At 61.4% G+C, this 15311-nt stretch carries 13 protein-coding genes; 2 read left to right on the forward strand and 11 right to left on the reverse strand.

Translation table 11 applies throughout. The features are described 5' to 3' along the window. Positions 1-317: 317 nt before the first annotated feature. The 9 genes from carB to IC235_RS02710 all read right to left on the reverse strand — a co-directional run bounded on the left by carB (position 318) and on the right by IC235_RS02710 (position 11262). Entirely contained in the window at positions 318-3548 is a 3231-nt protein-coding gene (gene carB / locus IC235_RS02670) for a carbamoyl-phosphate synthase (glutamine-hydrolyzing) large subunit (protein WP_191003617.1), read from the reverse strand. A 161-nt stretch (positions 3549-3709) separates the two neighbouring features. Continuing rightward, positions 3710-4210, reverse strand: coding sequence for a hypothetical protein (locus IC235_RS02675; RefSeq protein WP_191003618.1), 501 nt, complete (start codon positions 4208-4210; stop codon positions 3710-3712). 12 nt (positions 4211-4222) lie between these two features. Continuing rightward, complete coding sequence (gene carA, locus IC235_RS02680; RefSeq protein ID WP_191003619.1) at positions 4223-5317, reverse strand: glutamine-hydrolyzing carbamoyl-phosphate synthase small subunit; 1095 nt, start codon at positions 5315-5317, stop codon at positions 4223-4225. 222 nt (positions 5318-5539) lie between these two features. Next, entirely contained in the window at positions 5540-6088 is a 549-nt protein-coding gene (locus tag IC235_RS02685) for a CYTH domain-containing protein (RefSeq protein WP_191003620.1), read from the reverse strand. A gap of 159 nt (positions 6089-6247) precedes the next feature. After that, positions 6248-7498 (reverse strand): 5-(carboxyamino)imidazole ribonucleotide synthase, encoded by a 1251-nt coding sequence (locus IC235_RS02690; protein ID WP_223847040.1) that lies wholly within the window; start codon positions 7496-7498, stop codon positions 6248-6250. Then, positions 7495-8022: a 5-(carboxyamino)imidazole ribonucleotide mutase gene (gene purE, locus IC235_RS02695; RefSeq protein WP_191003621.1), complete on the reverse strand. Its 528-nt coding sequence runs from the start codon at positions 8020-8022 to the stop codon at positions 7495-7497. The genes IC235_RS02690 and purE overlap by 4 nt, the downstream gene beginning before the upstream one ends. A 144-nt stretch (positions 8023-8166) precedes the next feature. Further along, positions 8167-9444, reverse strand: a complete 1278-nt coding sequence (locus IC235_RS02700; RefSeq protein WP_191003622.1) for a dihydroorotase — start codon at positions 9442-9444, stop codon at positions 8167-8169. Positions 9445-9523: 79 nt separating this feature from the next. Continuing rightward, on the reverse strand, positions 9524-10507 hold the full coding sequence (locus tag IC235_RS02705; RefSeq protein ID WP_191003623.1) for an aspartate carbamoyltransferase catalytic subunit: 984 nt from the start codon (positions 10505-10507) through the stop codon (positions 9524-9526). 578 nt (positions 10508-11085) lie between these two features. Beyond that, a complete protein-coding gene (locus tag IC235_RS02710; protein ID WP_191003624.1) occupies positions 11086-11262 on the reverse strand; it encodes a hypothetical protein in 177 nt (58 codons plus the stop codon). 285 nt (positions 11263-11547) lie between these two features. On the opposite strand from IC235_RS02710, the gene IC235_RS02715 reads away from it, so the two are divergent. After that, positions 11548-11814 (forward strand): hypothetical protein, encoded by a 267-nt coding sequence (locus IC235_RS02715; protein WP_191003625.1) that lies wholly within the window; start codon positions 11548-11550, stop codon positions 11812-11814. Positions 11815-11956: 142 nt separating this feature from the next. Then, entirely contained in the window at positions 11957-13315 is a 1359-nt protein-coding gene (locus IC235_RS02720) for a DUF389 domain-containing protein (RefSeq protein WP_191003626.1), read from the forward strand. Between the two features lie 74 nt (positions 13316-13389). Here IC235_RS02720 and IC235_RS02725 read toward each other — a convergent pair whose 3' ends face one another. Further along, positions 13390-14793: a chloride channel protein gene (locus IC235_RS02725; protein ID WP_191003627.1), complete on the reverse strand. Its 1404-nt coding sequence runs from the start codon at positions 14791-14793 to the stop codon at positions 13390-13392. 150 nt (positions 14794-14943) lie between these two features. Next, positions 14944-15246, reverse strand: a complete 303-nt coding sequence (locus IC235_RS02730) for a response regulator (protein WP_191003628.1) — start codon at positions 15244-15246, stop codon at positions 14944-14946. Positions 15247-15311 lie beyond the last annotated feature (65 nt).

A 15311-nucleotide genomic window follows, 5' to 3' on the forward strand; every position in this document is an offset into this window, starting at 1 on the left:
AAGGGCCTTTTGCCGCTGCAGGCTTACTTAGCTGACTGTGAAGAATAGCCGTTTCTGGCCTATTCAAGCAGGGCAAGCATTCAGAAGCTCTAAATCTAGCAGGCTCTTAGAGCGTGTAGGGGAAGTAGTAGAGCTGCCTCTTAAACGACCTGCTCTAGCTGGCTTCGACAAGCTCAGCAGGATCGTTCGGGGACTTTCCCTACACGCTCTTAGGGCTTTTTGTTGCAATCGGGTACGGTTGGAGCTTCAGTTCCCAACGCTCTGGTAAGTCTGGGCTTTGCGTAATGTCGAGCCAGGCGCGGACTGCAAAGTCCGCGCTACATTGCCTTGTACTCGTTCCAGCTCTTGATTTTCAAGTCCTTCATTTCCAGCGTGCAGAAGGCTTGAATAAACGCCTTGGCTAGCCGTGCGTTGGTGAGCAGCGGGACGCCGGAATCCACGGCGGTACGACGGATTTTGTAGTCATTATCCAACTCGCCTTTGGAGAGGTTCTTCGGGATATTAATTACCAGGTCGATTTTCTTTTCCTTTAAATACGTCAGCACGTTGGGCTCCTGTAGTTCGTCGGGCCAGTAGAGCAGGCTGCTGGGCACGCGGTTTTCGGCGAAGAAGCGGTGGGTACCCTGGGTGGCGTAGAGGGTGTAGCCCCGTTTCGCCAACTGCTGGGAGGCCGCGAGCAAGGCCACTTTCGAGGTGATGGGGCCGCCGGAAATCAGCACCGATTTCTGCGGGATTTTGTAGCCCACGCTCAGCATGGATTTCAGCAGGGCCTCCTCGGCGGTGTCGCCCAGGCAGCCTACTTCGCCGGTGGATACCATGTCGACGCGCATCACGGGGTCGGCGCCGGGCAGGCGGGTGAAGGAGAACTGCGGGGCCTTCACGCCCACGAAGGGCAGGTCGTAGACCCGCTCGCTTTCGTCGCGGGCGACTTGCTGGCCCAGCAGCACCTGGGTGGCCTTTTTGATGAGGTTGTTGCCGGATATTTTCGACACGAAGGGGTAGCTGCGGGAGGCGCGCAGGTTGCACTCGATCACCCGGATTTCGCCGTTCTTTTCCAGAAACTGGATGTTGAACGGGCCGCTGATCTGGTAGCGCTTGGCTATTTTTTCGGCGATGATTTTCAGCTTGCGGATGGTGCCCACGTACACCCGTTGGGGCGGGTAGTACATGGTGGCGTCGCCGGAGTGCACGCCGGCAAACTCCACGTGCTCGGAAATGGCGTAGCTCACAATCGCGCCCTTATCGGCCACCGCGTCCAACTCAATTTCCTTGGCTTCCTGGATAAACTCCGACACTACGACCGGGTATTCGGCGCTCACGGCCTTGGCGGCTTTCAGGAATTGCTCCAGCTCGAAGTTGTTAGAGACCACGTTCATCGCGGCGCCCGACAGCACGTAGCTGGGCCGGATGAGCACCGGGAAACCGACTTCCTGCACAAACGCAATCATGGCCTCGAGCGAAGTCAGCTCTTTCCAGCGGGGCTGCGCGATGCCCAGCTCGTCCATGATGCGGGAAAACTTGTGGCGGTTCTCGGCTTCGTCGATGCTGGCCGCGGTGGTACCGAGAATGGGCGCGTGGGCTTGCTCCAGGCGGGTGGCTAAGTTGTTGGGGATCTGGCCGCCGGTGCTCAGAATCACGCCGCCGGGCTGCTCGAAATCCAGAATGTCCATCACCCGCTCAAAGCTCAGCTCCTCGAAGTAGAGCCGGTCGCTCACGTCGTAATCGGTCGAAACGGTTTCGGGGTTGTAGTTGATGAGGATGGTTTTGTAGCCCTGCTCAGCCGCCGTTTGCACGGCCTGCACGCCGCACCAGTCGAACTCGACCGACGAGCCGATGCGGTACACGCCCGAGCCCAGCACGGCGATGGACTTGGCCGTTTCGCGGGCCAGGTCGTTTTCCGTGCCGTGGTAGGTGGTGTAGAGGTAGTTGGTTTTGGCCGGAAATTCGGCGGCCAGCGTATCAATCTGCTTCACCACGGGCCGCACGCCCAGGGCCTTGCGGCGAGCGCGCACCAGCAGCTCATCGGCCTTCACGTCGCCCTCGCCCAGCAGCAGCACGGCAATCTGCTGGTCCGAGAAGCCGGCTTTCTTGACCTCGCGCAGCAGATTGGTTTCCAGAGCGTCCAGGCCGGTGGCGCGGCCGGCGGCCAGCTGCTGGCCCAGCTCGAAAATGGTGAACAGGCGTTGCAAAAACCAGTGGTCAATTTTCGTCAGCTGGTGGACCTGCTCCAGCGTGTAGCCGGCCTCGAAGGCGTTGTTGATGGCGAAGATGCGCTCCTCGTTGGGCTCGCTTAGCAGTTGGTCAATCGTGTCTTGGTCCACGTTCTCGGGCCGGTTGGCCACGAAGCCGCGCTTGCCGGTGTCGAGCATCCGCAGGCCCTTCTGGATGGCTTCTTCGAACGATTTTCCGATGGCCATCACCTCGCCCACGCTCTTCATGGCCGAGCCAATCTGGCGGTTCACGCCCGAGAATTTGCCCAGGTCCCAGCGCGGCAGCTTCACCACCACGTAGTCCAGAGCGGGCTCGAAAAAGGCCGAAGTGGTCTGCGTCACGCTGTTTTTCAGCTCGGCCAGCGAGTAGCCCAGGCTCAGCTTGGCGGCCACGAAGGCCAGCGGGTAGCCCGTCGCCTTCGAGGCCAGCGCCGACGAGCGCGAGAGGCGGGCGTTCACCTCAATCACGCGATAATCTTCGGAAACGGGGTCGAGGGCGTACTGAATGTTGCACTCGCCCACGATGCCCAGGTGCCGGATGGTTTTAATGCCGATGCTGCGCAGCTTGTGGTACTCGCGGTTGCTCAGCGTCTGCGACGGGGCCACCACGATGCTCTCGCCGGTGTGGATGCCGATGGGGTCGAAGTTTTCCATGTTGCAGACCGTGATGCAGTTATCAAACTGGTCGCGCACCACTTCGTACTCTACTTCCTTCCAGCCCTTCAGCGATTCTTCCACCAGAATCTGGTCCGAAGTCGTGAACGCCTGCCGGGCCAGGGCGCGCAGCTCGTCCATGTTATTGGCGAAGCCGCTGCCCAGTCCGCCCAGGGCAAAGGCGGCCCGCACGATGATGGGGAAGCCGATGGTTTCGCCGGCGGCCAGCGCGCCCTCCATGGTCGTCACGGCCACGCTGCGGGCCGTGAGCACGCCAATCTGGTCGAGCTTGTCCTTGAAAATATCCCGGTCCTCGGTGTCGATGATGCTCTGCACGGGCGTGCCCAGCACCTGCACGTTATACTGCTCGAACACGCCGGCGCGGTACAGGGCCACGGCGCAGTTCAGGGCTGTTTGGCCGCCAAACGCCACCAGGATGCCATCGGGCCGCTCCTTTTTGATGACCTCCTCCACGAAGTAGGGCGTCACGGGCAGGAAGTACACGTCGTCGGCCATGCCTTCGGAGGTCTGCACGGTGGCAATATTGGGGTTGATGAGGATGGTGCGGATGCCTTCCTCCTTCAGCGCCTTGAGGGCCTGCGAGCCGGAATAATCGAACTCCCCGGCCTCGCCAATTTTGAGGGCGCCGGAACCAAGGATGAGTACTTTGTTGGGTTTGTTCATTTCGTGTTACCCCACCCCCCGGCCCCCTCCGGGAGAGGGGGAGCCAGACGATTTGTGGGTTTGTGTTTTATGTGGATTTTAGAATGTCATGCTGAGCGGAGCGCAGTGAAGTCGAAGCGCCTCTACCGCTTCGTTGGAGTCAGGCTTCCCAGGTTTCTAAATCAATGGTCAGTCAAATGCAACTTATTTGCAAACTCTTCGCTGATATTCAGGAACAGCTTATTGAACGAGGAAGTACAGTCGCCAATTTTCTGGCCATCAGAATTTCTAAATTGAATTGTCCAAGAAATGTCTACGGTTTCAACTTCGCCTACCAACCTCGCTCTTAGCCCATTTTGGAAAGTGATTATTAGAGTGCCCTCGTTCTCTTCTTCTATATCCTGAACTATGGCCTGAGTTAATAAGCCCATCAAAAAGACTCTGGCGGGCTCTTCCGGTCCGTTATTGTTTTCTATATTGAACGGGGCTGACTGCACCCATTTATTCCATTCAGTCTTGTCCGCTAATTCAATTTCGCTAAGAATAAGATAGGCGCTGATATCAAGATGGTCATTAAATAATTCACACTCAAAGGCAGTGATGTAATAAGTGAACTTTGCATAATAGGTGCCGGAAAGCGCAGCTTTCAGTACTTTAAGTATCTCGCTTTTATCCGTTATCATGGTTGGTAAAGCCTATTTGACTTTTGTAGCCTTATACTCCGCCACCGCTTTCAAAAAGTCGTCAAACAGATACTCCGTGTCCTCCGGCCCACCGGCGGCTTCGGGGTGAAACTGGGTGGAGAAAAACGGCTTCGTCTGGTGCTTGATGCCTTCGCAGGTGCCGTCGTTCAGGTTCTCGAACAGCATGCTCCACTCGGCGGGGAGCGTCGCGGTATCCACCGCGAAGCCGTGGTTCTGGCTGGTGATGTAGCAGCGCTGGGTGCCGGTGAGCTTCACGGGCTGGTTGTGGCTGCGGTGGCCGTATTTCAGCTTGAAGGTGTCGCCGCCCGCCGCCAGGCCCATGAGCTGGCTGCCCAGGCAGATGCCGAAGATGGGCTTGTCCTGGGCCAGGGCCTTTTGCAGGTGCCGGATGGTAGCCGCGCACATTTTGGGGTCGCCGGGGCCGTTGCTCAGGAACAGGCCGTCGTAGTCGAGGGCCGTGAAATCGTAGTCCCAGGGCACGCGAATCAGCTCCACGTCGCGTTCCAGGAAGCAGCGGATGATGTTGGTTTTGGTGCCGCAGTCCACCAGCACGATTTTGTGCTGGCCGCTACCGTAGTGCCGGATGCCGGCCGGGCTCACCTGGGCCACCAGGTTGTCGAGGTTGGGGTCGTGGAAGGGCACGTCGTCCTCGGCCACGATTTTGCCCAGCAGGGCGCCGTTCTCGCGCAGCTTCTTGGTGAGCATGCGGGTGTCGACGCCGCAGATGCCGGGGATGTTGTATTCCTTCAGCCAGTCGCCCAGGCTTTTGGCGGCGTTCCAGTGGCTGTGCTCCTCGGAGTAGTAGTTCACCACCAGCCCGGCAATGTGAATCTTGTCGGACTCGAAAATCTTCGAAATCGACTCGTAGAGCTCCTCGCCGGGCACGCCGTAGTTGCCCACCATGGGGGTGGTGAGCACCAGAATCTGGCCCGCAAAGGACGGGTCGGTGAGGTTTTCGGGGTAGCCCGTCATGGCCGTGCTGAACACCACCTCGCCCGCAGCAGAGGTAAAGGCCCCGAAGGATTCGCCTTCGATGGAGGTGCCGTCTTCGAGAATGAGTTTTACGGTTTTTACTGCTTGGGTCATGTTCTGGTGGTTTGCCTCACCCCCCGGCCCCCTTCCCTCGCTTGATGCGCGACATGGTGGAGAGGGGGAGCCGCGGCGGCACGGCTGGGAATGATAAATGTTAAAAGTGGTACCGGTGTTGTCAAGTCCTGGGCGATAGCTGGGGTATCTGGCCTAAGTTGCGGACTATCAGCTGAATGGTCGGGCGCGTGAATGTGCGAAATAGCGCTTTTTTAATTTCTGTCAACTGCTTCGCTTGGGGTGGCTAGACTGGGTGTACTGGCTCATCAGATCCTTTAGGTCTTGGGCATCAAGCTGGGCTAGCCGGCCGCCCTGAAAATCCGGGTTGTGCGTCACTTCCTGATGCAGAAAGTCGGGGCCTGAATAAGCCTGCATGGCAGCATCGTCGGCAAACTCCATTTCGGCCAGTACTAAGCCCCGTAGGTTGCCTTCAAAAACGTCGATGCCCAACTCCCCGGCGGCCATGAGCAGATTGTAGCGGCGCTTGCAAATGGAAGCTCCACCGAGTAGCCGCATCAACTCAAACTCGGCCGCTGAGAGGTAGAGCGTTGTGGTTTGAGTATGCGTGAGGGGCGTAGCTGCGGGGCGCACCTTTTGGGTGAGCTTGCGTACCAGCACTGTGCCTGCCGCATCGCGCACCTCACGGAGCCGCAGCGTACCGTGGGGCAGGTACCAATCATTGATGCAGCGGAAATGAGTGCTTGTGCTCACCGCGTTGGGCAAGACCAACAGTAAGAAGCGCCGCTCCCGCTCGATGTATCCGTATTTCACGATGCAATTTGATGAATTCAGGCCCCGCTTACCTGATCTAAGTTGCGGAGTATAATAAGATTAGAACTAACTCCTGGCTTGATAGTCCGCAGCTTGGGTTAGCAAGCAGCCAGCCCAGGCGCAGCGGCTATCTGCTTGGTCAAGAGCAGATAAAGGCAGCTAGATGTCGTCCAGCCCCGGCAAGCCGAGCAAATCAGCGGCGCGGCGCGCCACGGTTTTGACCCTGGCGACATCCGGGCCGGTGATGGTGAGGTGGCCCATCTTGCGGCCGGCGCGGGCGTGCAGCTTGCCGTACAGGTGCAGGTGCGTTCCCGGCAGGCTCAGCACGCTGGGCCAGTCCGGCTCACGCAGCTGCCCGCTGCCGTCAAACCACACCTCGCCCAGCAGGTTAAGCATGATGGCCGGGGAATGCTGGCGCGGCGGCGGCAAGGGCAAGCCCGCCATGGCGCGGACCTGCAGGTCAAACTGCGACACATCGCAGGCGTCCAGGGTGTAGTGGCCGCTGTTGTGCGGGCGCGGGGCCATCTCGTTGACCACCAGGCCGCCGTGCTCGCTGCCGTCGTCCACCACAAAAAACTCGACGCACAGCACCCCGACATAGCCAATATGCTGCGCTAGTGAAACCGCGGCCTCGCGGGCCCTATTTGCCAGGTCTGGCGGCATATTTCCTTCGTACGCGTGGGTCACGGCCAAAATGCCATCGACGTGCACGTTGCGCTGCGGGGCGAAGCTGACGACTTGCCCGTCCCAGCCGCGCGCCACCAGCACCGAGCACTCGGCGGTTAGCGGCAGCATCTTTTCCAGCACGCAGGCGGCGCTGCCCAACTCCGCCCAGGCGGCGGCCAACTCAATGGCGGTCTTGACGCGGACTTGGCCCTTGCCGTCGTAGCCCAGGCGCGTGGTTTTCAGGATGCCGGGCAGCAAGTCAGGCCGGTCGTTCTGCACGGCTTGCAGCTGGGCCGGCGTTTCAATCACCGCATAGGGCGCGCAGCTCACCCCGGATAGGTCAGCGCAGGCTGCGAAGAGAGCTTTTTCCTCGATGCGGTTTTGGGCAATGCCCACCACGGCCGCGCCCGGCGCCACGGGTCGGGTCAGTGCCAGCGTTTGCAGGGCCTGGGCGGGCACGTTTTCAAACTCGGTGGTGATGGCCTGGCACAGTTGAGCCAGTTGCGCCAGCCCGGCCGGGTCGTTGTAGTCGGTCCGGATGTGGTGGTGGCTTACCCGCCCGGCCGGGCTTTGCGCGTCGGGCTCCAGCACGGCGGTGAAGTAACCCAGGCGCTGGGCGGCATGCACAAACATCCGGCCTAGCTGGCCGCCCCCCAGCACCCCCAGGGTAGCCCGCTGGCCCGCGGCGTCCTCACTGCCCGGGAAAACCGGGATCATGGCCGCAACGTGAATACCGGCGCTCATACGGGCAGCGTCATGGCGCGAGCGGCTTCGGTTTGTTCGGCGCGAAAGGCCCGCAGCTTGGTCGCCAGGCTCGGGTCGTGCAGCGCCAGCATGCTGACCGCGAACAGCGCGGCATTGGCCGCCCCGGCGTTGCCAATCGCAAACGTGGCCACGGGCACCCCTTTGGGCATTTGCACGATGCTGTGCAGCGAGTCCACCCCCTGCAAATGGCGGCTGGTCACCGGTACCCCCAGCACGGGCAGCGGGGTTTTGGCGGCCATCATGCCCGGCAGGTGGGCGGCCCCACCCGCGCCGGCGATGATGGCCTGCAAGCCGCGCGGGCCGGCTTGTTCGGCGTAGGCAAATAAGTCGTCGGGCATGCGGTGGGCCGACACCACGCGCGCTTCATGGGCCACGCCAAAGTGCGCGAGCATCTGTACGGCGTGCTGCATGGTGTCCCAGTCGCTGCTGGAGCCCATGACCACGCCGACCAGGGGATTGCCCGGGGCGGCGCTGGGGGTGTCGGAGGTTGAGAGGGTACTCATGGATGGGCCTTGTGGATGGGGTTAGGCAGCCCCTGATGGTCGAAAAAACGTGATTTCGGGCGTGCTATCCGAAAAGTAAGAACTGCTCAAAAGGGCGGTCATACTGAGCGGAGTCGAAGTATGACGGACGACAGGCTCTTCTACTCAGCGCTCCAGCAGGATTTCCGTACCCAGAATCACCAGGTCTACCCGGCCTTTCAACGTCTGGTCGATGAAGGGCGTGTTCTGGGATTTGGATTTCATGAACTCCCGCGTGAAGGTTGTTTCCGCTTCGGGATCGAACAAGACGCACTCGGCTTGTTGGCCGACTTCGATGGCGGCTACCGGCAGGCCCATCAGGCGGCGGGGCTCCGCCGAATAGCGTTTCACCACCAAGTCCCACCCGAATTTTCCGGGCCGCACGAAGTGGTGATAGAGCGACACCAGGGCCGTATCCAGGCCGGTGATGCCATTGGGCGCGCTGATGAAATCCTGGGATTTTTCGAACGGCGTGTGCGGCGCGTGGTCCGTGGCAATGAGGTCGAATACGCCTTCGATGAGCCCTTCGAGCAGGGCATCACAATCGGCCTGCGTCCGCAGCGGTGGGTTCATTTTATAGTTCGTGTCGTAGTCGCCGATGTGCTCGTCGGTGAACAGCAGGTGGTGCGGGGCCACTTCGGCCGTGACCCGCACGTCGCCGCGCGATTTCCACCAGCGGATGGTTTCCATGCCGAGCTTGCTGGAAACGTGCTGGATGTGCACGTGCGCGCCCGCCGCGTGGGCCAGGCGGATGTCGCGGTCGATGATGATTTCCTCCGCGCAGGCCGGCGAGCCCTTGATGCCGAGCCGGTAACTCATCACTCCTTCGTTCAGGGCGCGCGGCCCGGCCAGCTCCGGCACCTCGCAGTGGCTGGCGAAAAACATCCCAAACTCGGTGGCGTACTGCATCGCGCGCAGCAGCACCGCCGGGTCGGCCGTGGTGTCGCCATCGTCGGTGAGCATTTTCACCCCGAGCTCGCGCATGCCCTCAATTTCCGCCAGTTCCTTGCCCTGGCGGTCCTTGGTGACGCAGCCGGAGGTGTACACCGGGATGCGGGACCGGTCCTTGGCGTTTTCCAGCACGGTGGCCACCGCCGTCGCCGAGTCGAGAGCCGGGCGGGTGTTGGGCATCATGACCACCCCGGTAACGCCGCCGTTGATGGCCGCCTCGCTCCCCGTGGTGATGGTTTCCTTATTCTCAAATCCCGGTGCGCGAAAATGGACGTGGGCATCAAACATGCCCGGCATAAGTACGCGACCACGCGCGTCGATGACGCGGGCGCCCTTGGGAACGGTCAGGTTGCTGCCGATGTCCTGAATTTTTCCTTCGACAATCAGGACATCGCCCTCGAGCAGCACGGGTGAATTTTCGGAGGCGATGCGGGCATTTTGAAGGAGAATCATGAAGTGATAATTTCGGTAAACTGGCAAGAATTAGTGAAGGTGTAAAGTAGGAAGCGGAGTCAGCCGCCGCGCCCGACGGTCAGGGCATAACCACCGGCGAGCTAGCCCGCTGCCGGGCGGCGTAGGTCGATTCCTGCCGCGGGAATTCCCCACCCGGCGTGAGCCAGTCGAGCACGGCCATGCGAATGGAAATGCCGTTTTCGACCTGGTTGGTGATCAGGCTGCGCTCGTAGTCCATAACGGCGTCGCAGAGCTCGACCCCCCGGTTCACGGGGCCGGGGTGCATGATGTAGAGACCGCGGTCGCGGATTTCCGCCAGCCGGGTGTTGGTGATGCCGTACACCCGGTGGTATTCGCGCACGCTGGGAAAAAACTGCACGTCCTGGCGCTCCAGCTGCACGCGGAGCAGGTACACCACATCGGGCGCCCAGGCCATGGCCGCCTCGTAGTCGGTGAAGCGGCGAATGCTTGCCGGGACGTACTTGGGCACCAGGGAACCCGGGCCGAGGTAGGCGACCTCGATGCCCAGCTTTTGCAGCAGGGTGCTGGTGGAGCGCGCGACCCGGGAGTGGAGAATATCCCCAATGATGAGGACCTTCTTGCCCCGGGGGTCGGGAAATTTCTCCTTGATGGTGAAGGCGTCCAGCAGGGCCTGGGTCGGGTGTTCATGCGCCCCGTCGCCGGCGTTGATGACCGACGCCGTGGTTTGGCGGGCAATCATGCCGGGTAGGCCCGAGTGACTATGGCGGACGACGATGTAGTCGGTGCGCATGGCCTGGAGCGTCTCGATGGTTTCGCGAACCGACTCGCCCTTGGTGATGGAGGAATGGTCGACGTTGAAATTCGTTACCTCCGCCGAGAGGCGTTTGGCGGCAACCTCGAAGGAGGAGTGCGTCCGGGTGCTGGCCTCATAAAATAGCATGAGCACGGACTTGCCTTCGAGGGCGGGGATTTTTTTCACCGAACGGGTGAATAATTTTTTAAAAGACGTGGATTGGTCGAGCAGGAACTCGATTTCCTCACGGTGAAGGGATGCGATGTCGAGCAGGTCTTTACGTGCCATACCAGAGTTGGGAAAAGTGAGGTCGTCGAGCTAAAACGGACAGGGTGAAGGCTTACCTGCCACTACCCATGCCGGAGCAACTGGCTGCCGGGGTGGGCCGAGGCGATGGCAGCCGCCCCGGTGGGGGAGAGGATGTTGGCGTCCAGGGGAGGTATGGGTTTGAGTTATGAATGGGCCGCGGGGCGGCAGCCGACGAACTCAATGGGCATAAAAAAACCGTTTCGAAATCCGAAACGGTGGCGGGGCAATACCAAGGAAAAACAACGGAAATGCCAGCGGCAAAATCGGGAGAACCGATGGTGGCGAAGACCTTCCGGTCCACTCGCGGTTCCCTGCCGAGCAGGGTCCCACGCTTCATCAACAAGTTTTTTGGTTGAAGCATGAGGCAAAATTACGGCATTGTTACGCCCGGCAATTCATCGGCAATGTTAATTTTTTTTCGCACCGCTTTTCGCAAGTTTTATTTTCGACCTAACAGGCTAAACGACGCACTTTTTGTCATTCTTTCTGCCATCAAAAAAATTGTGGCTCGCGTAACCCATTGCTTCGCAAGCACAATCCATCCTAACTTTGGCTCTTTATTCCGCAGCCTCGGCTGGCGGAAAGCAGGCCGTGCAGTTGCTACTAAACCGTAGGGTGTGCCCATGACGAGGGGGAAGCACCCCAGTGGTACCCGGCTGCTTGACGAAGCAGGGGGCGTAGCCAAGTACGGCAGCTAGCGCAATGCGCAGCACCAGGGTGTTGTATAATTTCATCAAGAAGGCGGCGGGGCTGAGCCGCCGTTGCGGTGAAGGGCCCAGTTTATAATTCACTGAGTCGGGCCGTTAATGTTTTTTAATGCCTTGTTCAGCTCGTTTTAATCTTCGACCGGCTCCTTTGCTGCCTGCTCCGGCCAGCAAACCCACTCTGGATGGGGCCAAGACAAGGCGGCCAATTGCCCCCTGACGCTCCTTCGCCCAGCGAACGCTGCTGGGCGCCCCACGCCTGCCTCACCTCCCAGGCCACGACTTGAACCCGGGGACATCATCACCCCCATGCCCGTGACCTCGTACGAACGACTGCGCATCTTGCACCGGTCCCTGCTCCGCCAGCCGCCAAGTGAGGCGGCGTTGCGCAAGCTGCTGGCGAGTTTGCCCGCTTACCTCGACAACATCATCCGCATCCGGCCCGCGTTGGAGACCGAAATCGACTACGGCCGGCAGCAGCTGCAGCGAATACAGCGGCGCATCGCGCCCGGGCAGTTTGCCAACACGGAGGCAATAGCCCAGGGCCTGCACGAGGCCCTGGCTCCGTTGTTTGGCAGCTAAAAAACGACGGGTAAGCTAAGGGCCGGGTACTTTTGGCGGCTCTTACCTTGCTTCCTCATCTGTGATTTGTGCTTGGTCGCACGCCTGCGACTGTTGTGCGGAAGGATGCGTATGGAGCGCATTCACCAATGATTACTCTGCTATGCTCGTGCGCCTTCTTCGCTGGCTTCGCCAGCGCTTCGACCTTTCCCATGACATGGCTGACCCGAACCACATCGTGGCCGGAGTAGAAGAAGGAATAGCCTTCCAAGGCACCAACCTGTGGGTGCTCATCTTCGCCATCCTGGTGGCTTCGGTGGGGCTCAACGTCAACTCTACGGCCGTCATCATCGGGGCCATGCTCATTTCCCCTCTCATGGGACCCATCGTGGGCATTGGCTTCGGGGCGGCCACGGCCGAGGTGGAGATGGTACACCGGGGAGTAAAAAACTTGTTCATCGCGGCGGGCATCAGCCTCTTGGTTTCGGCTCTGTATTTCCGGCTCACGCCGCTCACCGACGCGGGCTCCGAGCTGCTGGCCCGCACCCAACCCACGACGTGGGACGTACTTATTGCGCTGTTCGGTGGGGCGGCCGGTGCCGTGGGCCTCACCCGCCGCTCGCGGGGCAACACCATTCCCGGGGTGGCCATTGCCACGGCGCTGATGCCGCCGCTGTGCACGGCCGGCTACGGGCTGGCCACGGCCCATTGGAGCTACCTGTTCGGGGCGCTGTACCTGTTTTTTATCAACGGCGTGTTTATCAGCCTGGCGACGTTTCTGGTGGCCCGCATCCTGCCGCTGCCGCACCATACGTTCGTCAACCACCAGCGGGCCCGGCGGGTGCAGCTCACCATCTGGGCGGTGGCGCTGCTTACGGGGGGACCCAGCGTCTACCTCGCATCGCGCATCGTGCAACGCACGGTGTTTGCCCACAACGCCCAGCGCTTCGTGGACGAGCAGCTAAACTTGCCCGGTACGTTCGTGGTCACGCGCCGCATCGCAACGGATACGCGCACCATCAACGTGCTGCTGACTGGCGAGCCGCTCACGCGGGCGCAGTTGAACCGAGCCCGGAATAACCTGGCCCGCTACCGCCTGCCCAACGCCCAACTCACGGTGCGCCAAGGACTGGCGCAGCTGGACTCGGCCGATGCCCAAACCATGCGCAACAGCCTGCTCGAAGACGTGCGCAGTCGCAATGAGCAGACGCTGGCCGGCTACGACGCCCGCTTGGCTCAACTCCAGCAGATGCTCACCCACCCCGACCACCCGGCCCTAACCGGGCTGCCCGCCGCCCCGGCCCTGCTGCGGGAATTGCAGGTCGAGCACCCGGCCGTGCGCCAACTGGGCCTGAGCCGCGTAGTGCGGCCGGCGGCCGATTCGCTGCGGGCCGATACAACCATCATCGTGTCGGTCCGCACCGCGCGGCCGCTGCCGGTAGCCGAGCAGCAGCGCCTGCGTCGGTGGCTAAGCTTGCGAGCCGGCGGGAAGCAGGCCGTGCAGTTGTTACTAACCCGGTAGCAGGGCTTTGCTCAGGCCTTCTTGCGGCGGAGGCCCCCGGTCGCCGGGCTTTCAGCTATTCGGCGCCGCCCCGTTTACTCCTGGGTCGGGCTGCCGGCCGGTCGCGGCGCCGGCAGCGAGGACTCGGTCAGGGTCTCGCGCATAAAGCCCGCTTTCAGGTGCTCGTAGAAGGAATGCGGGTCGACGAGGGAGGCCACGGCCTGGGCCGTTATGCCGCTAAGCAGCAACTGGAAGATGGCCGAGTGGCGGTCCGTCATTTCCAGCACTAGAATAGCGGCCGTAAACGGGGAGCGCACCACGCCGGTTAGGAAGCTAACCATGCTCACCAGAATCAGCAGGTTGCGGTCTTCCAGCGACACGCCTCCCAGCCGGCACAGCCCGTCGCCCAGCACGGCCCCGGCGCTGAGCGACGTGGCGAAGATGCCGCCCGCCCCGCCGCCGCTGTAGCTCAGGGCCATGCCGGCAAAGCGCACCGGAAACAGGTACCAGGGCGTCTGCCCGTCATTCTGAAACAGTAGCCGGTTGATGATGGGCTTGCCCGTGCCCACGCCCTCCTGGCCCACGGCGTACGCCAGCCCGGCCAGCAGCAGGCCGCAGCCGGCTACCCAGGCCGCCTGCCGGCCCCAGGTCGTGAAGCGTTTGCGGTAATTACCCAGCCAGAGCAGCGCCTTCGCGAATACGGCGCCCGCCAGCCCGCAGATGACCGCCACCAGCGCCACCGTGGCCAGAAACCAACCGGCGTGGGAGGTAACCTTTGGAAAGCCCAGGTACAGGTACGGCCCCAGCAGCGACTGGGCCGTGAGGCCCGCCACAATGACGGCCGAAAACACGGCCATGCGAAAGCGGGCCATGTGCATCTGGGTCAGCTCTTCCACCACGAAGACGATGCCGCCGAGCGGAGTGTTGAAGGCGGCGGCCAAACCGGCCGCCCCGCCCGTGACCAGTGCAATCTGCCGGGAGAGCTGCGGCCAGCCGGCGGGCTGCAGCTTATTGATAGCCCGAAAAATGGCCGCCGCAACCTGAATGGTGGGCCCCTCTCGCCCGATGACTCCGCCGCCCAGCAGCAGGGCCACGCTGCTCAGCACCTTTACGAAGGCCACCCGCAAGCTGAGCAGGTAGCCCGTGCGGTGGTGCTGGGCTGGGTTCGACAACTCGATGCCGGCCATAACCTGGGGAATGCCGCTGCCCCGTGCCGCCGGCGCCCAGCGTTGCACCAGCGCCCAGGATACCAGGAAAGCCAGTGGTGTGAGCCCGAAGGCCAGCAGCGGTTCCCGGCGGAGCCAGGCAAAACTGACCAGCTCGGCCCAGATAAACAGCCGTTCGTAGCCCACGGCTACCAGGCCCACCACCACGGAGGCAAACCAAAACGGGAAGCTCTGCAGGATAAGCCGGCGCACCCGGTCGGTATAGAGCCGTTGGAGGAGCTGCTGGTCCAGCCAGGCCAGGGCCTGGGCATAGCGCGAAGGGAAGAAGGGCATCCGGGGGGAATAAGCGGGCAGGCAGGTCAGCCAATTCCCTCAGCACGGAGAGACAACGGGCTAACCTCAAGCAAGAAAACAAACTGGGAATGAAGCTGGGGTGAGTTCCCGGGTAGAGGTACGTTGAAAAACGTATAGGGGACACCTCCTCTAGCAAATCCTCCTCGCCCAGCTTTTCTCAAAGCCGGTCACCTTGTCGTCGAGGCTGTCCAGTGCCGTGAGCAGCAGCACCGGCAGCTGCGGATAGTCGGCCCGGATTAAGCGGCACAGTTCAAATCCGTTGATGTAGGGCAGGTTCACATCTAAAATGACCAGGTCGTAGTACCCCTGCTGCACCAGCGAGAACCCCATGCGTCCATCGAAAGCCACGCTGAAGTCGTACCCCTCATTTTCGAAGCCTTTCCTGACAAACGAGGCCAGCTTGGGCTCGTCTTCCACCAATAGTATTTTCATTCAAGATAGCCTCAGAACCGAAGCGCAAGTATATCGGCTAATACCTCAGCCGCTACGGTTAGGTT

This window comes from Hymenobacter montanus (genome assembly GCF_014699115.1).
Taxonomy (GTDB): domain Bacteria; phylum Bacteroidota; class Bacteroidia; order Cytophagales; family Hymenobacteraceae; genus Hymenobacter; species Hymenobacter montanus.

Bases quoted from the DNA above. Each gene is read 5' to 3' on its own strand.
- IC235_RS02725 (WP_191003627.1), bottom strand. From the start codon at position 14,793: ATGCCCTTCTTCCCTTCGCGCTATGCCCAGGCCCTGGCCTGGCTGGAC.
- purE (WP_191003621.1), bottom strand. From the start codon at position 8,022: ATGAGTACCCTCTCAACCTCCGACACCCCCAGCGCCGCCCCGGGCAAT.
- carA (WP_191003619.1), bottom strand. From the start codon at position 5,317: ATGACCCAAGCAGTAAAAACCGTAAAACTCATTCTCGAAGACGGCACC.
- IC235_RS02710 (WP_191003624.1), bottom strand. From the start codon at position 11,262: ATGAAATTATACAACACCCTGGTGCTGCGCATTGCGCTAGCTGCCGTA.
- IC235_RS02675 (WP_191003618.1), bottom strand. From the start codon at position 4,210: ATGATAACGGATAAAAGCGAGATACTTAAAGTACTGAAAGCTGCGCTT.
- IC235_RS02700 (WP_191003622.1), bottom strand. From the start codon at position 9,444: ATGATTCTCCTTCAAAATGCCCGCATCGCCTCCGAAAATTCACCCGTG.
- IC235_RS02690 (WP_223847040.1), bottom strand. From the start codon at position 7,498: ATGAGCGCCGGTATTCACGTTGCGGCCATGATCCCGGTTTTCCCGGGC.
- IC235_RS02705 (WP_191003623.1), bottom strand. From the start codon at position 10,507: ATGGCACGTAAAGACCTGCTCGACATCGCATCCCTTCACCGTGAGGAA.
- IC235_RS02730 (WP_191003628.1), bottom strand. From the start codon at position 15,246: ATGAAAATACTATTGGTGGAAGACGAGCCCAAGCTGGCCTCGTTTGTC.
- IC235_RS02720 (WP_191003626.1), top strand. From the start codon at position 11,957: ATGCTCGTGCGCCTTCTTCGCTGGCTTCGCCAGCGCTTCGACCTTTCC.
- carB (WP_191003617.1), bottom strand. From the start codon at position 3,548: ATGAACAAACCCAACAAAGTACTCATCCTTGGTTCCGGCGCCCTCAAA.